We start from the raw sequence: 22,092 nt of genomic DNA, 5'->3' as shown, positions 1-22,092 counted from the left end.
GTAAACTACGCCGGATGGGCGCGGAGGGAAAGGGTTTGTTCACGGCTTGTTCGCTCAAATCAAATAGAATCATCCCTTCAAAGGGCGCAGCGAGGATATTCGGAGAAACGGGCATTATTTGCTCTTTCCCACGGGGGATTGATGCCGCAATGCAGCATGTGCAATAAGTTTGCGCAAAAGGGCGGCGTTTGCGAGCGTTAACATGCCGGTTCTACCCAGAACTACATATGTACGTGGCCGTATTGTCCGCCTATGCACAAGGCCACAGCCATTAAGACCGGGACCTGAAATGACAGACTTCAAGAAAATCCTGATTGCCAATCGCGGCGAGATTGCCATCCGTGTGATGCGGGCAGCCAACGAGATGGGCAAGCGCACCGTCGCGGTCTTCGCCGAGGAGGACAAGTTGGGCCTGCACCGGTTCAAGGCGGATGAGGCCTATCGCATTGGCGCAGATCTGGGACCGGTTGCGGCGTATCTGTCGATTGACGAGATCATCCGGGTGGCCAAAGAAAGCGGCGCAGATGCGATCCACCCCGGTTACGGTTTGCTGTCCGAAAACCCGGATTTCGTGGATGCCTGCGTTCAGAACGGCATCACCTTCATCGGACCCAAGGCCGAGACCATGCGCGCGCTAGGCGACAAGGCCAGCGCTCGGAAAGTGGCGATTGCCGCCGACGTTCCGGTTATCCCGGCGACCGAGGTGTTGGGTGACGACATGGCAGCCATCAAGGCCGAGGCAGCCGGGATCGGCTATCCGCTGATGCTGAAAGCGTCTTGGGGCGGTGGCGGACGCGGGATGCGCCCGATCCTGTCCGAGGATGAGCTGGAAGAGAAAGTGCTGGAAGGCCGCCGCGAAGCCGAGGCCGCCTTTGGCAACGGTGAGGGCTATCTGGAAAAGATGATTACCCGTGCCCGCCATGTTGAGGTGCAGATTCTCGGCGATAAGCACGGTGAGATATACCACCTCTATGAACGCGATTGTTCGGTCCAGCGCCGCAACCAGAAGGTCGTGGAACGCGCGCCTGCCCCGTACCTGACCGAAGAACAGCGCGCCGAAATCTGCGAGCTGGGCCGCCGTATCTGCGCCCATGTGAACTATGAATGCGCGGGCACCGTCGAGTTCCTGATGGATATGAACACCGGCAAGTTCTACTTCATCGAAGTGAACCCGCGCGTGCAGGTGGAACACACCGTCACCGAGGAAGTCACCGGCATCGACATCGTGCAGGCTCAGATCCTGATCGCCGAGGGCAAGACCCTGATCGAGGCCACCGGCAAGGCCACGCAGTCCGACATTCGCCTGAACGGCCACGCGCTGCAGACCCGCGTGACCACCGAGGACCCACTAAACAACTTCATCCCCGACTATGGCCGCATCACCGCCTATCGCTCGGCCACCGGCATGGGCATTCGTCTGGATGGCGGCACCGCTTATGCAGGCGGGGTGATCACGCGGTATTACGATTCGCTGCTGACCAAGGTGACCGCTTGGGCCCCAACGCCAGAAAAGGCGATTGCGCGGATGGACCGTGCGCTGCGGGAATTCCGTGTGCGCGGTGTTTCCACCAACATCGCATTTGTCGAAAACCTGCTAAAGCACCCGACTTTCCTGTCGAATGAATACACCACCAAATTCATCGATGAGACACCGGACCTGTTCCAGTTCAAGAAACGCCGCGACCGGGGCACCAAGGTTCTGAACTATATCGCCGACATCACTGTGAACGGGCATCCCGAAACCAAGGATCGCCCGATGCCGCGCCCCGACCTGAAAGAGGCCAGGCCCCCCGCGCCCAAGGCCGAACCGCAGATGGGCACCCGCAACCTGCTGGAGCAAAAAGGCCCGCAGGCGGTGGCTGACTGGATGAAGGCGCAGCGTCAGCTGCTGATCACCGACACCACCATGCGCGACGGGCACCAGTCGCTGCTGGCAACCCGGATGCGCTCGATCGATATGATCAAAGTAGCACCTAGCTATGCTGCGAACTTGCCGCAGCTATTCAGCGTCGAATGCTGGGGCGGTGCAACCTTCGATGTCGCCTATCGCTTCCTGCAGGAATGCCCTTGGCAGCGCCTGCGTGATCTGCGTGAGGCGATGCCAAACCTGATGACCCAGATGCTGCTGCGCGGGGCGAACGGGGTTGGCTATACCAACTATCCCGATAACGTGGTGCAGGAGTTTGTGCGTCAGGCGGCCAAGGGTGTCGACGTGTTCCGCGTGTTCGACTCGCTGAACTGGGTCGAGAACATGCGCGTCGCCATGGACGCGGTGATCGAAAACAACAAGATCTGTGAAGGCACCGTTTGCTATACCGGCGATATTCTAGACCCGGACCGTGCTAAGTATGACCTCAAATACTATGTCGGAATGGCCAAGGAACTGCGTGACGCTGGCGCACATGTGCTGGGCCTGAAGGATATGGCCGGACTGCTGAAACCGGCCTCCGCCAAGATCCTGATCCGGGCGCTGAAGGAAGAGGTCGGGCTGCCGATCCACTTCCACACCCATGACACCGCAGGCATTGCAAGCGCCACCATTCTGGCCGCCTCCGAGGCCGGTGTGGACGCGGTGGATTGCGCGATGGACAGTTTCAGCGGCAACACCTCTCAGGCAACGCTCGGCACCGTGGTCGAGGCGTTGCGCCATACCGAGCGAGACACCGGGCTGGACATCAAGGCCATCCGTGAGATCAGCGACTATTTCGAGGCAGTGCGTGGCCAATACGCGGCCTTCGAGTCCAGCCTGCAGGCCCCGGCCTCCGAGGTATATCTGCACGAAATGCCTGGTGGTCAGTTTACCAACCTCAAGGCACAGGCGCGTTCGCTTGGACTCGAAGAACGCTGGCACGAGGTTGCTCAGATGTATGCGGACGTGAACCAGATGTTCGGCGATATCGTCAAGGTGACGCCGTCGTCCAAGGTGGTCGGTGACATGGCGCTGATGATGGTCAGCCAGAACATGACCCGCGCGCAGGTCGAAGACCCGAACACTGATGTCGCCTTCCCCGACTCGGTGGTGGACATGATGCGCGGCAATCTGGGTCAGCCTCCGGGCGGGTTCCCCGATACCATCATCCAGAAGGTCCTGAAGGACGAGGCCCCCAACACCGAACGCCCCGGCAAGCATGTCGAAGCGGTCGATCTCGAGGCCACCCGCGCCGATTTGTCCAAACAGCTTGAGGGCAAAGAGATCGATGACGAGGACCTGAACGGATATCTGATGTATCCCAAGGTGTTCCTCGACTATATGGGCCGTCACCGCACCTATGGCCCGGTCCGCACCCTCCCCACGCGCACCTTCTTTTACGGCATGGAGCCGGGCGAGGAGATCACCGCCGAGATCGATCCCGGCAAGACGCTGGAGATTCGCTGTCAGGCCATCGGCGAGACGGACGAGAATGGCGAGGTTCGCGTGTTCTTCGAACTCAACGGTCAGCCCCGCGTGATCCGCGTGCCGAACCGTTTGGTGAAAGCATCAACCGCTCAGCGGCCAAAGGCCGAAGTTGGTAACCCCAACCATATCGGCGCGCCAATGCCGGGTGTCGTTGCAACTGTTGCCGCTGTCACAGGTCAAGAAGTCAAAGAAGGCGATCTACTGCTGACCATCGAAGCGATGAAGATGGAAACAGGTATCCACGCCGAGCGCGACGCGGTGGTCAAGGCCGTTCACGTCCAGCCCGGAGGTCAAATCGACGCCAAGGATCTGCTGGTCGAACTGGAATAACCGGTTTAGCCTTCTAAGCTAATAAGGGCCGTTCGGGGAACCGGGCGGCCCTTTCAACATCAGGAGGCCGCATGCTGACCATCACCCCGATCTACGCCGCGTTGATCGCATTTCTGTACGTCGCACTCAGCGTGAATGTCATTCGGCAACGCCGGGTGGGCAAAATATCGGTCGGGGATCATGGCGACAAGGCCATGATCAAGGCAATGCGAACGCATGCGAACTGCGCCGAATACGCTCCCTTTGCTTTGCTGCTTATCGCCATGGTCGAACTGCAAGATGCTGGCGGCTGGCTTGTGAACCTGCTGGGGATGTTACTTTTGGCGGGCAGGCTTCTGCACGCTTATGGTTTTGGCAAGACCCCACAGATCATCATCCTGCGCCAGATCGGAATGGGTCTGACCTTCACTGCAATTCTGATTGCCGCGATCGCGAATCTCGCATTGGCTGTTTGAGCGCGCGATTTAGCCCGTCAAAACCTGCGTTTCGATCAAAGGAGCATGCGGGAGGCTAGGCTGCGCCTCTGCCAGTGTTTCATCGCTCTGACTGTAGATCACGGTGGTAAGAACAATCAGCGCCGCCAATGCCGCCATTTTAATGTCTGCAATATCTTTCATTTCCTCTGCCCAATCCCTTATTTCGTTCATTGCTATATCTCTTGAACACCGCAGCCCCGAATTTCCGTCGAAAGATTTTTGCCGTTTTTTGTGTTTTTCCGCTTGCAGCCTCGTGTGGGAATTTATACATCCCTCCTCACTCAACGGCGCGGGCGTAGCTCAGGGGTAGAGCATAACCTTGCCAAGGTTAGGGTCGGGCGTTCGAATCGCCTCGCCCGCTCCATTGAGAGGTCTACGGACCATATAAGTATCTGATGCGGGCGTAGCTCAGGGGTAGAGCATAACCTTGCCAAGGTTAGGGTCGGGCGTTCGAATCGCCTCGCCCGCTCCAGATACCAAACTCTCCGAACATGCTGGTTCTTTCGCGATTGCTGCGGCATCTTTGCTGCACATGAAATTACGACGGAGATGCGGATATGCCCGATTACGTCATTCGCGCCTTAACAGCAGACGAACTTCAAACCGCTGTAGATTGGGCGGGACAGGAAGGCTGGAACCCCGGGCTGCACGACGCGGTCTGTTTTCGCAGTTCGGACCCCGAAGGATTCAAGGGCGGTTTCCTGGACGGCCAGATGATCGCGTCCGCATCCGCCGTGAACTACGATGATGCCTACGCATTTCTTGGCTTCTACATCGTGCGTCCCGAGTTTCGCGGCTCGGGATACGGATTGCAGGTCGCCGAAGCGGTCAAGGCACATTGCCAGGATCGTAACATGGGCATGGATGGTGTGGTCGAACAGCAGGACAACTATCGGAAATTCGGTTTTGAACTGGCGTATGACAATTATCGATTCGCGGGCACCGTCGGCGGCATCCTGGATGCCCTGGGTCGCGTGGAGGACACTCGGGTTCGTCCAATCAACGCACTAACCGATGATCTAAAGTCGTATGACCGAGGCCTGTTCCCCGCCGCGCGCGACACGTTCTTGCGCGGCTGGTTGGAGGCACCCAGCCACGTTTCGCGGGTGTTTGAGGAAAATGGGCGGATCAAAGGCTATGCAACGTTGCGGCGCTGCCTGAGCGGGTACAAGGTCGGGCCTCTGTTTGCCAACAATCCACAAATCGCGCAGGCGCTTTTGGTTTCCCTTCTGACGACGCTACCCGCCGATCAGGCAAAGGCCGAGGTATTCATCGACAAGCCTAATCCAAACGCACAAGCCATGGAATTGGCCAAACAGTTGGGGCTGACCAAGGTATTTGAAACGGGGCGTATGTATTCCAGTCACGCGCCGGACATCGACCTTGACCGGATATATGGCATCACGACGTTTGAACTGGGTTAGAACGCCTTGAACGTCATCGTGGTCAGCGAGCGTTCGATATTGGGAATCACCAGCAGGTTTTCGTTGATGAAATGGCCCACATCCTCGGTTTCGGGGATGTAGAGCTTCAGCAGCAGGTCGTATTCGCCGCTTGTGGAATACAATTCGGAATGGATTTCACGCAGCGCGATCTCTTCGGCGACTTTGTAAGTGGTGCCGGGTTTACAACGGATCTGGATGAAAACGCAGGTGGACATGGGCCGGGCCTTGTTGGTTCGTGTTGCCCGCAGGCTGGCACGGGCCGCGTCCGGGTGCAATCCCCTGCAACAGTTTGCGACGAAGGCTTAAAGCGGTCTGGATAGGTCGCCCATCCGGGTCTATAAGCGCGCCTGTAGCAAAAGGAATTCGCCCATGCGCAGCGCTAAGATCAGCCGTCAGACCGCCGAAACCGAGATTTCGGTCGAGGTCAATCTGGACGGCACCGGCCAGTATGACAACGAGACCGGCGTCGGGTTCTTTGACCACATGCTGGATCAATTGGCGCGGCATTCGCTGATCAACATGACGATCCGTGCCAAGGGTGATTACCACATCGACGACCACCACACGGTCGAAGACACCGGGATTGCGCTGGGTCAGGCACTGACGCAGGCGCTAGGGGATAAAAAAGGTATTCGTCGGTACGGAGAATGCCACCTGCCGATGGATGACGCACAGGTGCGTTGTGCGCTGGATCTCTCGAGCCGTCCGTTCTTGATCTGGAACGTGGATCTACCGACGCAAAAGATTGGCACATTCGACACCGAGCTGGTGCGCGAGTTCTTTCAGGCGCTCAGCACCCATGGCGGGATCACCCTGCATATCGATCAGTTGCATGGTTTCAACAGCCACCACATTGCCGAGGCCGCCTTCAAGGCCGTTGCCCGTGCTTTGCGCGATGCGGTCGAAACCGACCCACGCAAGGCGGATGCGATTCCCTCGACTAAGGGCGCGCTGTAGATGCTGACAGCCATCATTGACTACGAGAGCGGTAACCTGCACTCGGCGGAGAAGGCGTTTCAACGGATGGCCCGCGAACTGGATGCGGGCGAGGTCGTCGTGACATCGGATGCAGATGTTGTCGCGCGGGCTGATCGATTGGTTCTGCCCGGTGATGGCGCTTTCCCGGCATGCGCCGCCGAGTTGCGCGGCCACAAAGGCATCTATGACGCTATGGTAGAAGCCGTCGAGCAGAAAGGCCGCCCGTTTCTGGGCATCTGCGTCGGAATGCAGCTGATGGCGACCAAGGGCCATGAATATGCTGAGACCGACGGTCTGGGCTGGGTCGCAGGTGATGTTGTGAAGATCGAGCCCTCGGACAGCGCGCTCAAGGTGCCACATATGGGCTGGAACGATCTGATTCTGGAAAGCGACCATCCGGTCTTTGACGGGATAAAATCAGGCGATCACGCCTATTTTGTGCACTCCTACCACTTCCGGGTGATGGATCTGGCGCAACGGCTGGCCTATGTGGACTACGGGCAAGAGGTCACGGCCGTGATTGGCCGCGACACTATGGTTGGGATGCAGTTTCACCCTGAGAAAAGCCAAGACGTTGGCCTGCGGATGATCGGCAATTTCCTGACCTGGAAGCCCTGAGATTTACTGAACCCGTGTCCAGACCTGACCTCGGCAGACCAGACCCCCAACGGCACATCCCTTAACGGTCAGTTTGTTCTGGCTGTCCAGCGTCATTTTCGAGCTATAGGTTTTGTCGCGATCCGGGGCCCAGATTTTGCCGTCGTCATAGCTGCCGTTGCCCTCGGGGATCATGTCCCAGATGATCTGCTTGCCAAGGTTTTCGTACTCCAGCTGTTGGTTGCCTTGAGCATCAAATGCGCTGTCGATAGTTCCGCAGATGGCGCTGCCACATTCCGAAATCGACACATGCAAATAGCCGCCCGTATCGCCCGGAGCGGTCTTCCACAGCCCGTCTACTGGATCGGCAGCAAAGGCGGTGGTGGCCATCGCAGCGAAGACCGCTGCAAGAGAATATGTCTTCATGGTTATCTCCCTGTCTTTCCGGTCAGTCTGACCTGCCGTTCGGCACCGGGCAAGAATGACTTAGCGTCGCGTTGCGCCCCTGCCCTGCCTGTGCGATATCCCGCGCGTGTAACAGTGATATAGGGCCGCCCGAAATGATCCTCTACCCCGCCATCGATCTGAAAGACGGCAACGCCGTGCGCCTGCTGCGTGGTGAAATGGAAAAGGCGACGGTCTTTAACGAAGACCCTGCTGCGCAGGCCCGCGCCTTTGTCGAGGCTGGTTGCGAGTGGCTGCATCTGGTTGATCTGAACGGTGCTTTTGCCGGGGAACCTGTTAATGCGGCACCCGTTGAGGCAATTCTGAAAGCCTGTGACGTGCCCGCGCAGCTAGGCGGCGGCATCCGCGATATGGCCACGATCGAAACCTGGATCGAGAAAGGTCTGGCGCGGGTGATTCTGGGCACCGTTGCAGTCGAAAACCCTGATCTGGTGCGCGAAGCTGCCAAAGCCTTCCCGGGCAAGGTAGCCGTCGGTATAGATGCCCGAAACGGCATGGTTGCCACCAAGGGCTGGGCCGAAGAGACCGACGTACAGGTCACCGATCTGGCGCACAGTTTCGAGGACGCGGGCGTGGCAGCGATCATCTATACAGACATCAACCGCGACGGTGCGATGCAGGGTCCGAATATCGAAGCCACGGCGGCGCTCGCGCAGGCGGTTTCGATTCCGGTGATTGCCTCGGGAGGCGTCAGCTCACTGGACGACCTGATCGCCCTGCGCGATTGTGGCGTCGAGTTGAACGGCGCGATCTCTGGCCGCGCGCTATATGATGGCGCGATTGACCTAAAAGAGGCCATTCGCGCCCTGAACTGAGTTATTGAGCAGCGGCGGCGGTCAGTTTCGCCAAAGCGCCGCGCATCTTTTCGATGACGGGGGATTTCTCGACTTCGTCGAGCTCGTCCATCGTCTCTTTCGGATCTTCATAAGCCAGCCAGACCTGTCCGTTTGCGTCTTCGTAGGCCTGCACCTTCAGCGGCAAGAACAGCCCCGCGCGCGGGTCGATCTGCATGGCGGGAGTGCCCAGAGCCGGGTTGCCGAAAATCAGCACCTGATTGGCCGGGATCGGCGTTCCGACCTTTTCCGCCCCCGCCGCGTGATCCACGCGGGCAAACACGGTAGCGCCCGCATTGCCCACGGCGGCTTCCAGCGCGTCCAGCGCCTCGGCCACAGATTTGTTGGTTTCCACTTTGATGATGTCGTCAGCCATGGCGGACAGGGCGCCTCCGAATGTGAGAATTGAAGCCAAAAGAAGTTGTCGCATTTGCGTAATCCTTTTCATAAATTTCACCCCTAATTTCCATGGCTTCGCGACAGATCACAATCACAAGTCTGGCATCGGCGGGGCTTTGCCGGTACAGGTGCCCCGAGCAAAGGAAAGCCCATGCTGAAAACCCGCATCATTCCCTGTTTGGATGTCGCCGATGGCCGTGTGGTCAAAGGTGTGAATTTCGTTGGCCTGCGCGATGCTGGTGACCCCGTGGAATCGGCCAAGGCATACGACGCCGCCGGAGCGGATGAGATCTGCTTTCTGGACATCCATGCGACGCATGAGAACCGCGGCACGATGTTCGATGTGGTCCAACGCACGGCAGAGCAGTGCTTTGTGCCTCTGACTGTAGGTGGTGGCGTGCGCACCAAAGATGACGTGCGGGCCCTGTTGCTGGCGGGGGCTGATAAGGTCAGCTTTAACTCGGCCGCCGTCGCGAATCCGGACGTCATCGCCGAAGCAGCGGATCAGTTCGGCAGCCAATGCATTGTCTGCGCCATTGACGCCAAGACCGTCAGCCCCGGCAAGTGGGAGATTTTCACCCATGGCGGGCGCAAGCCAACAGGCATCGACGCGGTTGAATTTGCCAAAACCGTTGTCGCCAAGGGCGCGGGGGAAATCCTGCTTACCTCGATGGATCGCGATGGCACCAAGGCCGGGTTCAACCTGCCCCTGACCCGCGCGATTTCCGACGCGGTAGATGTGCCGGTCATCGCCAGCGGGGGCGTGGGCAATCTGGATCATCTGGTCGAAGGTGTGACCAAAGGTGGCGCCAGCGCGGTACTTGCCGCCTCGATCTTCCATTTCGGCGAATACACCATCCACGAGGCCAAAGTGCATATGGCCGCCGCTGGCATTCCGATGAGGCTGACATGAGCATTCTGCACGATCTGGCGGCTACGATTGAGGCCCGTAAAGGGGCAGAACCAGACAGCAGCTGGACCGCCAAGCTGTTGGCCAAAGGTCCCGAGAAATGTGCCGAGAAATTCGGCGAAGAAGCCATTGAAGCAATCATCGAAGCCGCCAAAGGGGACAGGGGAAAACTGACCTCCGAGGCGGCTGATGTGCTTTATCACCTGCTAGTGATGCTGGCCGCGCGCGATGTTGCGCTGGATGATGTGCTGGGCGAACTGGCCCGTCGACAGGGCACCAGCGGCATCACGGAGAAGGCATCCCGACCAAAAGACTAAGCGGGTTTCGTGCGATGACCCGGCCCGCTATACTGCGGCTTCGGGTGCATTGAGGCAAAGGACGCGCAGATGATCAGAGCTTTGGTGTTCGCGGCAGCGCTTGCCACCCTCGCCGCCTGTGCCACCCCTCCCCCGTCTTCCGGAGATGAGGTCCAGCGGCTGGCGGCTGAAATCCAAAGCCTCGGCCCCGATATCGACCCGGAAGAGGCCACCCGCGCCGCCCGCATCGCCTATGCCTATACTGCGCAACTGGCGCAGGAATACGAGATCACCGACCCTCCGCTTATCCACAACGCCAAGGTCAACAAGGGTCTGCGTCCGCGTGGTCTGTGCTGGCACTGGGCTGAAGATATTGAGCGGCGACTGGATCAGGAGCAGTTCCGCACTCTGGAAATGCACCGCGCCATCGCCAACGCGGATAACCCGTTCCGCATCGACCACAGCACTGCCATTATCAGCCGCAAGGGAGAGAGCATGTACGAAGGCGTTGTCTTGGATCCCTGGCGCTATGGCGGAGTGCTATTCTGGTCGCCCCTGGTTGAGGACACCCGTTACGAGTGGGTTCCACGCGAAGTGGTTCTGGAAAAGCGGCGACAGGAACAAACATCCAGCCCGTGAGACTGAGCTTCTGCGGGCAGTGATCGAAGCGCCATAGCGACCCGACGAAAGCGTTACCCGTCGCGCCCCGGCTCGTTTGGATTGCTGGAAAACAGCGCGATTTTGTTGCCCTGAGGATCGCGCAGATAGCCGACATAGAAATTCGGACCATACGAGGCGCGAAAGCCCGGCTGGCCTTCGTCAGACCCGCCTGCGGCAAGCGCAGCGGCGTGAAGGTCGCGAACCTGCTGTTGGGTGCGCGCCTCAAACGCCACCATGGACCCGTTGCCAGCCGAAGCCGCGCCTCCATCAAAGGGTGATTTTACATAGAACTCGGGCTGAACCGGGGATTGCCCCGGCGGCACTGGCAGCGCATAGCTCAAGTCTCCGTGATACCGCTCCAACGCAAAACCAAGGGCGGGCAGGAACGCCGAATAAAACCGCTCGGCACGCGTGATATCGTCAACACCAACAGTCACATAAGCAATCATTCCGCATGGTCCTGTCTTATTGGTTTGCTGAATGGGTATAGGTCAATTGGACCTCCCCCTCAACAAATGCACCATTTCTGTTCAATTCAGGCCGGGACGTAGACACAAACGTCAGGGCCGTCACAGCTTGGACGAAATCACTCCAGTCGCAAACCCACCCATACGCAGTTCGCCAAACAAGCGCTGATATTCGATCTTGGGGCAGCGGTTCATGACTACGTCGATATCGCGGGCCTGCGCTTTAGCAGCGGCCTCGGCATGTTCAACTCCGATCTGCATCCAGATGGTGCGCAAGTCGGGAAACGCATCCAGCGCCTCGTCGACAATGGGTGGCACGGCCTCGGAGCGGCGAAAGATGTCAACCATATCGACGGGCTCGGGAATATCGGACAGCGAAGCCTGCACCGTCTGGCCAAACAGCATCTTGCCTGCATGGCCCGGATTGACCGGAATCACCCGATATCCCTTGAGCGACAGATAACGCGCCACGTAATAGCTGGGCCGCACCGGGTTCATTGAAACCCCAACCACCGCAACCACTTTGGTGCGCCTAAGGATTTGGGTCAGAACATCGTCGGAGTAGTCATTCATGAGCACACCATAAGCAAGCGCATGCAAAGAAAAAAGCGCCCAGGAAACTCCTGAGCGCCAGTTGTTGGAACGAGGGACAGTGAAATGACCCGCGGCAGTTCCATTCCGCGGTCACTGTGACATTTAAGCATGAGTTTTCTAAAAAAAAGAGGTCGCGCGCATTTTTGTGATGACACATCACAAAAGGCGGAATGCCGCCGAATGGGACCGTGCGCATTTCCTTCGGCGATCATGGTCAGAACGGCTCGTTACATAAGCCGCGCGCCGATCTTAAGCCAAGAGCAATAGGTTTTATTGGTAAAGAACCGCAGGCCAATGCCCCTCGGCCTCGCGGATGTAATTGGTGACATCGCGTTCCCAGATACGTTCGATCGCTTCCGAGTGGGTCAGATATAACCGCCCATCCACAATCTGCCATGCCTTGGGATCGGTACTGCTTAGCAGGCCTTTCGCCATCGCATAGGCGCAGTAACCACCAAACTGCGGGGCATAGGCGCGCGGATTGCGTTCAAATCGATCGCGATTTTCCTCTGACGCAAACCGCCAAATCGCACCCTTCCACATCAGCGCTATGTCGGGCTGACCCAACTCTGGTGCTCCAGCCTTGAAATAAGAAACCGCATCATAGCCTGAGACCGCCATCCCATCGTCCACGTAGAACATGGGCATTTCCTGCGCACCGACGACAGAGGCAAACGGGGTACAAAAGAGACTGATCAAGAAGGAACGTCGAGACAACATAGGTGATTCACTGGATTGCGGTTAGAGGGCTTCAAGATGCATATTTCAAACCGTATCTGAAACCCCCATGACGCCGATGTGAACGGGCGTGCGGTTGTTAATCGAAAACGTCTTCGATCACGTCCCAGGCTTCGTCCAACACCTTTGAGAACAGACCCCGCTTTTTCTTCTTTTTGTATTTTTTGTGCTTCTGTGCCGGCTGGTAACTTTTGATCGGCCGATCTGCCAGTTTGGCTTTTGGCACCATCTTGAGATTATGCAGGGGTGCGCCGCAGCTTGCGCAACTCAGCTCGTGCTGTTGCTTTCCCCGAAGAACCAATGCGGCACGGGTACCGCAATAGCAGCAGGTGGCAATTTTATGTGGAGTGGATATGGGGGCCTCCTGTCATCTGGGTTTGGATGCATATAGTGCGATAGCCGCGGCATTTGAGACGTTTAGAGAACCAAATCCCCCCGCCGCGTCAATTTTTACCAATTGATCGACGGTTTCTTTGGTTTTCTGCCGCAACCCGGGCCCCTCGGCCCCGAGCACCAGCGCCACCGGGCGATCACGCTTGTCGCCCAGCGTGGCTTCTATCGTCTGTTCGGCCTCACCATCCAGACCCAGGACTAAATACCCCATGTTCTGCAGCTCGATGATCGTATCGGCCAAATTGCGCACGCGTAGATAGGGCTGTCGTTCCAACGCGCCGCTGGCAGTTTTTGCCAAAGCGCCGGTCTCGGGCGCTGAATGGTGGCGGGTGCCAATGACGGCGCTGGCGCCCAGCACTTCTGCCGAGCGTAGAATCGCCCCGACGTTATGTGGGTCTGTCACCCGGTCCAGCAGAAGCACACGTGGGTTTTCCTGCCCGATACAATTCTCGGCAAGCCCACCCCATTCCAGCGGCTTGACCTCAAGTGCCGCGCCCTGATGAACCGATCCCGGATCAATCGGTGCGGTGAATTTTCGCGGATCAACGATCTCGGGTACAATCTCCGCAAATTCAATAGCTTCCAGCAGTTTGTCGCGGGCATTGCGCGTCACAATCAGGCGCAGCTTCTGCCGTTTCGGGTTCATCAGCGCGTCGCGTACGGCGTGTAGACCGAACAGCCAGACGGTTTCTGCCGCAGCCGCTTTGCGCGCCTGTTCCTTCTCAACGACCCACTTTGGTTTCTTCATGATACGGGCCTCCGGGCCGGGAATTCGGTTTCCTGCGTCAAAGCGGTATTTTCCTGTTGACGCCCTTTAGACGCGCTAGTAATCACGCCTCCACGTCAGGTGCAACGCCTGACAGTGGGCGACAGGCCGCAAGGTGTGGCAGGGGACTGTAACTCCCTCGCGGAGACGCACGCCTGGTTCGATTCCAGGGTCGCCCACCACTTACTCACCGAAAAAATTGAGCCATTCGTTCAGGCCGATATCTGGGTGATAGCAACGTTCGATGTCAACTTCCATGGTCCCCGCGCTATTGCGACACAGGTCCAAATGACAGCGTCATCTCTTCGTTGTTGTCAAAGCGGTATGGCGCTACCAAGGTTTTCACCTGTGCTGGGTCGACGTCCTTCGGGACATTTCGAGCCGATTCCCAAACCCGAAGAGCAGCATTTGGCGCGCGCGGGTCCCGATCGCTGTAAACAGGCTGATCGGGCGCAAAATAGGCCATGTTTCCGGAAATCCAATTGTCAGCAACAATTGCACTTTCGGGCGTTGTTTGCGCGATTATCTCAGAGGTCAAAGTAGCGAAAGGGGCCGCGCGTTTGGCATCCCCTGCCAGATTGTGATGCAGCATCGCCAGTCCGATAAACACCGCTAGAACGGCGCTGACCTGAGCAAATCGGTTTACGCCTTTACGACCTGTTCTGGGTAGTAGCCACAAACACAGTACGGGGCCGGCATAAATCAAAATCGGTTGCAGCCAGCGATCCTTTACGTTGGTGCTTCCGCTCACAAGCACTACAGCCGCCATAAGTAACAACGCCCAGACTAGAGTACGCGTCATCAATCGCCACAGATCATCGCCTTTGGCGGCCACCCCTTGCCTGAGATAGATCGACCAAAGGACGCCCAGTACGATCAGCAAGAGCGATACAAACCCAGCCGACGCCAAGGCCAACTCAACCAAGCCTTGCAGCGCGATCAATGTGGTTGGGCCATCGCTGCTCATGTCCAACTTGCGCGCGCTTGCAAATGCGTGTTCGGGATTGTTCAGAACCCATAGCACCGGTGGTGTGACAAGCAATGCGGCGACACCCAACGAAAGCAGCAGTCGAGGCGACCAGAGAGGCTTGCGCGTCTCAGATGCACTGAAAGCCGCCAGCAACATGGCCAGCAGCGCGATCGCATAGTTGTATTTTGACAAACTTCCCATTGCCACGACTACGCCCAGCAAGACGAATCCCCAAGTCGTCGGTTTGCGAATTAGCCCCCAAATCACCGCGAAGGTCAGAACCGAGCAGAGATTGGCCAGAACGGTATGCGTCAGCGCGCGTTGCGCCTCCCAACTAAACTGATAGAGCATCAGAAGTGACAGGACCGACAGCCCTGCCCACAGTGGCGCATGACGGGTTCGTATGGTCAGGTACAGCGTGACAACCGTCGCCAGCAGCATCCCGTTCTTCAGCAGTGACAGCCCTAATATGCCGGGACCGGTGATCTGAAAGATGCCCCATTGCAGCCAGGCATAAAGTGGCAGTTGCGGGCCGTAGCCCCATTCCAAGCGGCGCGCATCAAGAAGTATCTCAGCCTCATCCAGACCAAGCGCGCCGCCGGTTGCAACTCGCAATACGACATGAAGCAGAAAGTAAGCCGTGACTATGCTTAACCAGAAGCGATCTGTCGACATCAACCCATCGAGACGGGATTGCTTCGCTGCCGGGTCATCGACCCCGCAAGCGGCTTCCAGAGATCGCTCATCTGAGACGCACTGATCTTCGATCATGGATAAGCCCATTTCGTCGGCACTCGCCCAGGATATCTGGCCGCCGGATTGCAACTTTGACCGAAGCTAGACCCGATGTGTGGGCTCAAGTCCACCATTTTTGCGGCAGTTGGGCGCGTGAAACAATGCGCGCAGCTCAGCAGATGGATGCCTGGGCTTCAGCCGCCAGATGCCGCGGCGGGTTGAACGTCAGTTTGGGATATTTTGTCAAACCACTCAGTCAGGCTGCTGACATCGGGGCCAAGCGCCTCGGCTATGCCGCCGGCGAATTCCTGAAACTTTTCAATATTCAACTGATTGACGCCCACCAAGACGGGAATTTCACGCTCGAGTGCGTCGGCGACAATAGGGCGAAAGCCCCGCCCGTCCGCCTCGTGCTTTCCGAACTTGTTGATGATCAGCAATTGAGGGCCATCCTCAAGCGACCGCGTCACGAGGCCGACGGCCCGTTCCAATTCAGCCGGATCCAGACGGCAACCCCGAGCGTTCTTGCCAAGAGATTGTGAGATGCGAATGGTTTCCCCGGTCGGCATGACTTTCAGATCCATATCGCATTTATATCCGTCGGCACATTCGGTGTTGGTCTGCACAACCCCGGCAATCGGTGTTCCGGCCTGCACAAGACCATCCGCAAATTCGCTAAGCAGGCGATCGGTTGCGCCGCGATCGGTTGTCGTAACATAGGCCAGATGCATTTTTTGGACCTCAAAGTTCAATTGGTGACTTTTCAGATAGCACGCGTCGGCTTGTCCGACCACCTTCATCCATTAAGGCAACGGAGAAAGCCCGATCACCGATGCGTGCAGGTGGAGGAGAACCGCGTAAGAAGCCAAAGCAGTCAACCAGACCCAAAGGCTGGGCCAAGGGCGGGGCGCGCTGAGTGACAGGCGCGCGGTATTGCGGGAAAGGCGTACCCACTGCGTCCCCAAATTGCGCGCGGTGCGGTGATCAATGAGCGCCATGCCCATCACCGCAAAGCCAGCAAACAAGCCGAACAAGATGACATGCGACAGGCTTCCATTGGCCAACAGATGTGCCAAAGCCCATAGCATCAACGCCGCAAGTATCGGATGACGCGTCGTGCGCAGGATTCCAGGGTTTTCGGGATCGAACGGACGGTGCCCCAGCCCTCCGAATGAGAACGGGTTCCGGATCGACAGGCCCGCAATGGCCAACCAGCAGACTATAGGCATGACCAGCAAAGGCACCCAGCGAAAGATTGGAAGCGGCGGGATCACTTCGACATAGGGTGCATTTGCGGCGGCGATGATCAACCAGGCCAAAACTGCTAGCGAAATCATTGAATAGCTGGCGAAATATGCGCGCTTTCCCATCGTACCGATCAGCCAGCCGCGCACTGCGGGGCGTGCTGGAATCATGTGGCTAAGAAGGAATGTGGCAAGTGCTGCGAGGAAGAGGCCCCAACCGGTCATCGTAATCTCCGAACGTGTTGCGCCCGGTTTAGGCCGTGACAGCGCGCTGGTCTTTGTCCGAAATCAAGTGAGGGCAAAGGGGCGGTTACCCGCCCCTGCCCTGTCTTACAGGCCCAGTGCCTTTCGGCGTTCCTCGGCAAAACCCTGCACCATACGATCAGCGATCAGTGCTAAAATTGCCATGGCAGCACCGGCCGAGATGCCAAGCCCCACATCCGCCTGTCCCAGCGCCAGATAAATCGACTGGCCCAGACCGGTTGTCCCGATCAGTGCCGCAATCACCAGCATGGCGAAGGCATAGAGGATGGTCTGGTTCAGCCCCAGTAGGATGGTCGGTGCGGCATAGGGCGCGCGGACGTCGCGCATGATCTGCCACTCGGTCGCGCCGCTGGAGATTGCGGCTTCCATCATTTCCTCGGGTGTGTTGACCAGCCCGTGTCGCGTGTAGCGGATCATCGGGACGATGGCGTAGGCGCAGATCGCCAGGAAGGCCGAGAACTCACCGATCTGAAACACCATCAGAACTGGGATCAGGAACACAAACAGTGGGATCGTCTGCAGCATATCACAGATCGGGCGAACCACTTTCCAGACCGGCCCCCAAACTGCGCTGGCAAGACCGATCAGCCCTCCGACTACTGCGCAGGAAAACACTGCGGCACCGCTGAGGTAGAGCGACAGGAGTGCCCGCTCCCACAGGCCTGAAACGAGGATGGTACACAGCAGCCCAACCGACAGCGCTGCAAGACGCCAGCCACCCGCGACCCAACCCAGCGCAGCCGCGCCGGTCAGGACAAACGGCCAAGGCAGGTTTGATATGCCGGTTTCCAGCATGCCGATCAGGATAAGAACGATCAGTCCACCGGTCAGATGCCCGCGCCATGCCATCAGCAGAGCGATAGCCGCACCGGCGGCGAACAGACCCCAGCTCATGCTCGGGGTCCACTGGAACCCCCAGGTGAACGGTAGTACAGCCTGGTCCAGACCGATCCGCAAGGGCAACAACACATAGAAGAGAGAGTTGTTCTTGAGTGCGTCCAGCCAAGGCCCGTTAGCCTGCGTAAATGAGGTCAGGCCGGTGTCAATCGCCTCGGCCATCGGGTCCAGAATTGTAAGGTCAGACGGGTTCGGCAACCGGGACCAGAAGGCAGCGGTAAATAGCACTGCAAAGCCCAGCATCGCCCAGACAACGCGGCTGTCATATCGCTTGCGCTCGGTTGCCAAAGTACCGCTCATCCGGTCGATGATCACTGCGAAGACAACGATGACCAAACCGGCCATGAGGGATTCACCGAACTGTGCCTTGCGCATGGTCAAAAGGACTTCCCAGCCGATGTCGTTGAAGCCGCCGATGACCGCAGCGATGATCACCATCGACAGGGCGGCCATCAGGCATTGGTTCACACCAACCATGATCTGAGTCGTGGCAGCAGGAATTTCGACCTGAAAGAGCTGCTGCCAGCGCGTCCCGCCGGACATGATCGCAGCTTCTTTGATTTCGGGCTCTACCCGTTCCAGCCCCAGCATAACGTTGCGAGCCATAGGTGGCGCGGCGTAGATGGCCGAAGCGATCAGGCCGACCACCGGACCGAAGCCAAACAGAAGCAGCAGCGGCGTCAGATAGGCAAAGGTCGGCACCGTTTGCATGATGTCCAGTACTGCCTGAACAAAGGCCTTCACACGTGGCACTTCATTGGCAAGAATACCGATAGCCCCGCCCATAATCAGCGCCACGGGGACAGATACGGCGACAAGGGCCAGTGTATTCATGCTCTCGGCCCAATAGCCTGAAGCCAGAACGAAGCTGAGGCCAAAGAACCCCAGCGCCGCCATCGGCAAACCGCCCAGATACCAACCCAGCGCAGTGACGACCCCAATCAAGATCGGCCAGGGCGTGCTGCCGAGCACGTAGTTTGCAGCATTCATCGGATACGTCATCAGGTCCGAAAACAACCGCATCGCCGGTTTAATGCCATTCAGAAACCAGTCGAGAAACGCCCCAACCCATTGCGTTGCAGGCAGTTCCCATTCTTTGGGCCATGTGACCAGCCTTGGGGCGACGCCTTCCAGCGCAAGGCAAACCGCGCCAACGACAAGGGTAATCAGCGCGGCCTGCGCCCCAGCCGTCAGGCGGGCCTGCCGCGCGGGGATATCCGTCACAGCGGTCATGCTTCATCCACCTGCAGGGCTGCGGCGAGATCGGACGGATGAACCGTACCGACAATATTGCCGTCTGCATCGCGGACAGGAACGGGTTCATACAGCTCCATGCAATGTGCGAGCGCCGCGTCGAGCGTCATGGATGTGGTCAAGCCCGGATCATCCGGCCCACGATCAGCATCATCACGCATGACCGAAGCAACCTTGGCATGCTGGCCTTTGGCCACGTCCTTAGAAAATTCGCGCACGTAGTCGTCCACCGGACGCAGCACGATATCCGTCGGCGTGCCGATCTGAACGATCTTGCCATCGCGCATGATGGCGATGCGGTCGGCCAGTTTCAGCGCCTCTTGAATGTCGTGAGTGATAAAGACGATGGATTTCTTCAACGTCGCCTGGATGCGTAGGAATTCATCTTGCAGTTGGCGACGGATCAAAGGATCAAGGGCCGAGAACGGCTCGTCCAGAAACCAGATATCGGGATTCACCGCAAGGCTGCGCGCGATCCCTACGCGTTGGCGTTGACCACCCGAAAGCTGCCGAGGAAAGCTATCTTCGCGGCCTTCCAGGCCGACCAGCGAGATTACTTCCTGCGCACGCGCCAAACGTTCCTTTTTACCAACGCCTTGCACACGCAGCGGATAAGCCACGTTTTCGGCCACGGTCATATGAGGGAACAGGCCAAAATGCTGGAAAACCATGCCCAGCTTCTTGCGCCTTAGTTCAGTCAGGGTTTTCTTCGATGCACCGATGACATTCTCGCCATCCACACGGATCTCGCCGCCCGTACCGGGCAGAAGTTGCGAAATGCAACGAATCAGCGTCGATTTGCCCGAGCCGGACAGACCCATGATGACAAAAAGCTCGCCTTCTTTGACCTCGAAATTGGCATCCTGAACAGCAGGGATAAACCCCAGTTCGCGCAAATCGGCGGCGGCTTTGTCAGCGTCACTCCCTGACCGAGACAGCGCGTCGGTCAGAGCTTTGTCGGCACCTTGGCCAAACACCTGCCAGAGATTCTGGCAGGCGATGGCTGGCGTATTCGCTTCAGTCACTTAAGCGGACTCACTGCGTTGCCGCGTCAACGACGGGGCGCCATTTGTCTTCATTCTCGGCCATCCAAGCCGCGACGACTTCTTCGACCGCGCCACCATCTACGTCGATCGCCCCCATCATTGGCTGCTGGTCTTCGACCGAAAGCTGATAGTTAGTCAGGATTTCATAGGCAGCGGGCCACTTGTCTGCCATGCCGCTCCAACCGGCCTTGAAGATACGTGACGGCGAGAAATCGCAATCATTCACTGCGTTGGGGTTCGGGCCCCAAGACGGATCGTTAAAGCACGCCTCTTCGCCTGCAGGCAGTTCGACAAACTGTACGTCATATGCCGACATCGCCCAATGTGGCTGCCAGAAGGTGATCAGCAACGGCGACTTGCGCTCGGTCGAGGCGCGCAATTCGGCGATCAAAGCGCCCTCGGAACCCGCGGGGACCGCTTTGAACGGCAATTCAAGACCGGTCATACGATCCGCGCCGGGCGTACCCCAATCCGCTGGGTAATCGACCAGACGGCCACCGGGCAGAGTTTCAGCCGTAGCAAAAACTTGCGCACACTCTTTCAGCGCTTCCCACGCAGGCAGGCCCGGGCACAGCTCCGCTACATGTGCCGGGTAGGCAATGCCTTCCTTGGCATCAAGCCCTAGATCGCCGATTTCAACAACGGTGCCTTCATCAATCTTCTTGGCATATTCGTCGGACACGTTGGACGACCAAATTTCCAATGTCGCGTCAATGTCCCCATCGGCCAACGCCTGGAACTGATTCATCATCCCGGCGGTCACGTATTCTACGTTATAACCGGCGGCCTTCAGCATCTCACCTGCCACATGGGTGGTCACATGTTGACCGGTCCATTCGTTGATCGCCAGCTTGATCGGTTCATCGACCGCGCCCATATCTGCGGCATGGGCCGCCCCGGCCACTGCGATAGCCAAAAAGCTTACGCTTAGCTTTTTCATAACAACAACTCCCTGTTTTTTACGTTTGCCCCATGGCGATATCGAGCCCGCCCAGGATCATTTGTGGTCACAGCACATTTCGCAACATGCACAAGTTTAGCCGAAAAAGGAAAGGGAACAGTTGTTCCGGGTCCGACGCGCTTCATCTAGCGTGAAACCACGACCCATCCCTGCTGCTCCACTCGGCAATACATACACTTAACACCGTCAGTTCGGAACCGTCAAAGATATTGATTGACTAGTCAATATAAAACACGCGCTTCATCTCAAGATCTGATTTGCCTTGTCAAATCTTCTTAATAAGGCAGCATCTGGATAAGGGAGGGTCTGGGAGATGCGTCACTTTGAAAAGATCTACCAGATATCGGCTGATCGCCACGGCGGCCCCGCCGAACTGGAAAGCAAGCTAAGCAAGCCTAAACCAATCGCCGAATTGGTGTCGATGCCAGATGATCGCTGGTTATCGATTATTACGAAAACCGTGTTCCAGGCAGGGTTTAACTGGAAAGTGATCGAATCGAAGTGGGACGGATTCGAAACGGCATTTGACGGCTTCGACATTGGACGCTGCGCATTCATGGATGACGAGAAATTCGACGCACTGCTGCAGGACACCCGCATTGTCCGCAACGGAACTAAGATTGCCACAGTGCGCGACAATGCCGCGTTTCTGCTAGAACTCCGCGCGGAAGGTGGCGTCGGGCAAATTCTGGGCGGGTGGCCATCACAGGATTATGTCGGCTTGCTACAGATGCTCGCCAAGCGCGGATCACGGCTTGGCGGTGCTTCGGCGCAGTATGCTATGCGGTTTGCCGGACGGGACAGCTTTATTCTGTCCCAAGATGTAACAGCTCGTCTGATCGCTGAGGGCGTTATCGACAAACCTGCAACCTCCAAAAAAGCAATGGCCGCGGTGCAGGCCGCGTTCAATACATGGATGGGACAATCCGGGCGATCGCTGACGGAAATCAGCCGGGTTCTGGCGATGAGCCTTTGAA

The 22,092-nt window shown here is 57.9% G+C and carries 25 protein-coding genes and 3 tRNA genes; 13 read left to right on the top strand and 15 right to left on the bottom strand.

Going from position 1 to position 22,092, the window contains the following annotated elements; all coding sequences use genetic code 11:
• Positions 1-289: 289 nt before the first annotated feature.
• A complete protein-coding gene (locus ACRZ96_RS07050; RefSeq protein WP_480706726.1) occupies positions 290-3,727 on the top strand; it encodes a pyruvate carboxylase in 3,438 nt (1,145 codons plus the stop codon).
• Between the two features lie 71 nt (positions 3,728-3,798).
• The gene (locus tag ACRZ96_RS07045) at positions 3,799-4,182 is read left to right on the top strand and encodes an MAPEG family protein (protein ID WP_480706728.1); all 384 of its coding nucleotides are present in this window, start codon (positions 3,799-3,801) and stop codon (positions 4,180-4,182) included.
• Positions 4,183-4,191: 9 nt separating this feature from the next.
• Here the strand turns inward: ACRZ96_RS07045 and ACRZ96_RS07040 are convergent, their stop codons facing one another.
• A complete protein-coding gene (locus ACRZ96_RS07040; protein ID WP_170609401.1) occupies positions 4,192-4,344 on the bottom strand; it encodes a hypothetical protein in 153 nt (50 codons plus the stop codon).
• Positions 4,345-4,492: 148 nt separating this feature from the next.
• Between ACRZ96_RS07040 and ACRZ96_RS07035 the strand changes: the two genes are divergently transcribed.
• From ACRZ96_RS07035 to ACRZ96_RS07025, 3 genes are all read left to right on the top strand, one after another.
• Positions 4,493-4,567: transfer RNA gene (locus tag ACRZ96_RS07035), tRNA-Gly, on the top strand.
• 33 nt (positions 4,568-4,600) lie between these two features.
• Positions 4,601-4,675: transfer RNA gene (locus ACRZ96_RS07030), tRNA-Gly, on the top strand.
• A gap of 85 nt (positions 4,676-4,760) precedes the next feature.
• Positions 4,761-5,627: a GNAT family N-acetyltransferase gene (locus ACRZ96_RS07025; RefSeq protein WP_170512318.1), complete on the top strand. Its 867-nt coding sequence runs from the start codon at positions 4,761-4,763 to the stop codon at positions 5,625-5,627.
• On the opposite strand, the gene ACRZ96_RS07020 is transcribed toward ACRZ96_RS07025, so the two are convergent.
• Positions 5,624-5,863, bottom strand: coding sequence for an Lrp/AsnC family transcriptional regulator (locus tag ACRZ96_RS07020; RefSeq protein ID WP_170325761.1), 240 nt, complete (start codon positions 5,861-5,863; stop codon positions 5,624-5,626). The two genes, ACRZ96_RS07025 and ACRZ96_RS07020, sit on opposite strands and share 4 nt — an antisense overlap.
• Positions 5,864-6,017: 154 nt before the next feature.
• On the opposite strand from ACRZ96_RS07020, the gene hisB reads away from it, so the two are divergent.
• Positions 6,018-6,605, top strand: a complete 588-nt coding sequence (hisB, locus tag ACRZ96_RS07015; RefSeq protein WP_480706730.1) for an imidazoleglycerol-phosphate dehydratase HisB — start codon at positions 6,018-6,020, stop codon at positions 6,603-6,605.
• A complete protein-coding gene (gene hisH, locus ACRZ96_RS07010; RefSeq protein WP_480814352.1) occupies positions 6,606-7,244 on the top strand; it encodes an imidazole glycerol phosphate synthase subunit HisH in 639 nt (212 codons plus the stop codon). It begins immediately after the preceding gene.
• 3 nt (positions 7,245-7,247) lie between these two features.
• Here the strand turns inward: hisH and ACRZ96_RS07005 are convergent, their stop codons facing one another.
• A complete protein-coding gene (locus ACRZ96_RS07005) occupies positions 7,248-7,649 on the bottom strand; it encodes a DUF2147 domain-containing protein (protein ID WP_170563813.1) in 402 nt (133 codons plus the stop codon).
• Positions 7,650-7,783: 134 nt separating this feature from the next.
• Between ACRZ96_RS07005 and hisA the strand changes: the two genes are divergently transcribed.
• Positions 7,784-8,503, top strand: a complete 720-nt coding sequence (gene hisA / locus ACRZ96_RS07000) for a 1-(5-phosphoribosyl)-5-[(5-phosphoribosylamino)methylideneamino]imidazole-4-carboxamide isomerase (RefSeq protein WP_480814351.1) — start codon at positions 7,784-7,786, stop codon at positions 8,501-8,503.
• 1 nt (position 8,504) lies between these two features.
• Here the strand turns inward: hisA and ACRZ96_RS06995 are convergent, their stop codons facing one another.
• On the bottom strand, positions 8,505-8,951 hold the full coding sequence (locus ACRZ96_RS06995; protein ID WP_480439179.1) for a DUF302 domain-containing protein: 447 nt from the start codon (positions 8,949-8,951) through the stop codon (positions 8,505-8,507).
• A 120-nt stretch (positions 8,952-9,071) separates the two neighbouring features.
• On the opposite strand from ACRZ96_RS06995, the gene hisF reads away from it, so the two are divergent.
• From hisF to ACRZ96_RS06980, 3 genes are all read left to right on the top strand, one after another.
• Positions 9,072-9,833 carry an imidazole glycerol phosphate synthase subunit HisF gene (gene hisF, locus ACRZ96_RS06990; RefSeq protein ID WP_480706733.1) on the top strand — a complete coding sequence of 254 codons (762 nt, stop codon included), beginning with the start codon at positions 9,072-9,074 and terminating at the stop codon, positions 9,831-9,833.
• The gene (locus tag ACRZ96_RS06985; protein WP_170401439.1) at positions 9,830-10,147 is read left to right on the top strand and encodes a phosphoribosyl-ATP diphosphatase; all 318 of its coding nucleotides are present in this window, start codon (positions 9,830-9,832) and stop codon (positions 10,145-10,147) included. Before hisF ends, ACRZ96_RS06985 begins: the two co-directional genes overlap by 4 nt.
• 69 nt (positions 10,148-10,216) lie before the next feature.
• Complete coding sequence (locus ACRZ96_RS06980) at positions 10,217-10,765, top strand: hypothetical protein (protein WP_480586685.1); 549 nt, start codon at positions 10,217-10,219, stop codon at positions 10,763-10,765.
• Between the two features lie 53 nt (positions 10,766-10,818).
• Here ACRZ96_RS06980 and ACRZ96_RS06975 read toward each other — a convergent pair whose 3' ends face one another.
• The 5 genes from ACRZ96_RS06975 to rlmB form a co-directional block, all read right to left on the bottom strand.
• Positions 10,819-11,235, bottom strand: coding sequence for a VOC family protein (locus tag ACRZ96_RS06975; RefSeq protein ID WP_480706735.1), 417 nt, complete (start codon positions 11,233-11,235; stop codon positions 10,819-10,821).
• A 120-nt stretch (positions 11,236-11,355) separates the two neighbouring features.
• Positions 11,356-11,826 (bottom strand): CoA-binding protein, encoded by a 471-nt coding sequence (locus tag ACRZ96_RS06970; protein ID WP_170392089.1) that lies wholly within the window; start codon positions 11,824-11,826, stop codon positions 11,356-11,358.
• A 291-nt stretch (positions 11,827-12,117) separates the two neighbouring features.
• The gene (locus ACRZ96_RS06965) at positions 12,118-12,489 is read right to left on the bottom strand and encodes a YHS domain-containing (seleno)protein (protein ID WP_170735482.1); all 372 of its coding nucleotides are present in this window, start codon (positions 12,487-12,489) and stop codon (positions 12,118-12,120) included.
• A gap of 175 nt (positions 12,490-12,664) precedes the next feature.
• Positions 12,665-12,940 carry a hypothetical protein gene (locus ACRZ96_RS06960; RefSeq protein ID WP_255612144.1) on the bottom strand — a complete coding sequence of 92 codons (276 nt, stop codon included), beginning with the start codon at positions 12,938-12,940 and terminating at the stop codon, positions 12,665-12,667.
• 12 nt (positions 12,941-12,952) lie between these two features.
• Complete coding sequence (gene rlmB, locus ACRZ96_RS06955; RefSeq protein ID WP_170625271.1) at positions 12,953-13,726, bottom strand: 23S rRNA (guanosine(2251)-2'-O)-methyltransferase RlmB; 774 nt, start codon at positions 13,724-13,726, stop codon at positions 12,953-12,955.
• 116 nt (positions 13,727-13,842) lie between these two features.
• On the opposite strand from rlmB, the gene ACRZ96_RS06950 reads away from it, so the two are divergent.
• Positions 13,843-13,926 (top strand) — tRNA-Tyr (locus tag ACRZ96_RS06950).
• 86 nt (positions 13,927-14,012) lie between these two features.
• Here the strand turns inward: ACRZ96_RS06950 and ACRZ96_RS06945 are convergent.
• The 6 genes from ACRZ96_RS06945 to ACRZ96_RS06920 all read right to left on the bottom strand — a co-directional run bounded on the left by ACRZ96_RS06945 (position 14,013) and on the right by ACRZ96_RS06920 (position 21,094).
• Entirely contained in the window at positions 14,013-15,485 is a 1,473-nt protein-coding gene (locus tag ACRZ96_RS06945; protein ID WP_480791137.1) for an ArnT family glycosyltransferase, read from the bottom strand.
• Between the two features lie 158 nt (positions 15,486-15,643).
• Complete coding sequence (locus ACRZ96_RS06940; protein WP_480706739.1) at positions 15,644-16,180, bottom strand: DUF2478 domain-containing protein; 537 nt, start codon at positions 16,178-16,180, stop codon at positions 15,644-15,646.
• A 72-nt stretch (positions 16,181-16,252) separates the two neighbouring features.
• The gene (locus ACRZ96_RS06935; RefSeq protein ID WP_170563835.1) at positions 16,253-16,918 is read right to left on the bottom strand and encodes an NnrU family protein; all 666 of its coding nucleotides are present in this window, start codon (positions 16,916-16,918) and stop codon (positions 16,253-16,255) included.
• A gap of 105 nt (positions 16,919-17,023) precedes the next feature.
• Positions 17,024-19,087: an ABC transporter permease gene (locus ACRZ96_RS06930; protein ID WP_480706742.1), complete on the bottom strand. Its 2,064-nt coding sequence runs from the start codon at positions 19,085-19,087 to the stop codon at positions 17,024-17,026.
• Positions 19,084-20,133: a betaine/proline/choline family ABC transporter ATP-binding protein gene (locus ACRZ96_RS06925; protein ID WP_170512340.1), complete on the bottom strand. Its 1,050-nt coding sequence runs from the start codon at positions 20,131-20,133 to the stop codon at positions 19,084-19,086. The genes ACRZ96_RS06930 and ACRZ96_RS06925 overlap by 4 nt, the downstream gene beginning before the upstream one ends.
• Before the next feature lie 10 nt (positions 20,134-20,143).
• Positions 20,144-21,094: an ABC transporter substrate-binding protein gene (locus ACRZ96_RS06920; RefSeq protein WP_170392106.1), complete on the bottom strand. Its 951-nt coding sequence runs from the start codon at positions 21,092-21,094 to the stop codon at positions 20,144-20,146.
• A 334-nt stretch (positions 21,095-21,428) separates the two neighbouring features.
• Between ACRZ96_RS06920 and ACRZ96_RS06915 the strand changes: the two genes are divergently transcribed.
• A complete protein-coding gene (locus tag ACRZ96_RS06915; protein WP_480814350.1) occupies positions 21,429-22,091 on the top strand; it encodes a DNA-3-methyladenine glycosylase I in 663 nt (220 codons plus the stop codon).
• Position 22,092: the final 1 nt, after the last annotated feature.

This window comes from Ruegeria sp. CF1 (assembly GCF_056537445.1).
This window is presented reverse-complemented; position numbering and strand designations above follow the sequence as displayed.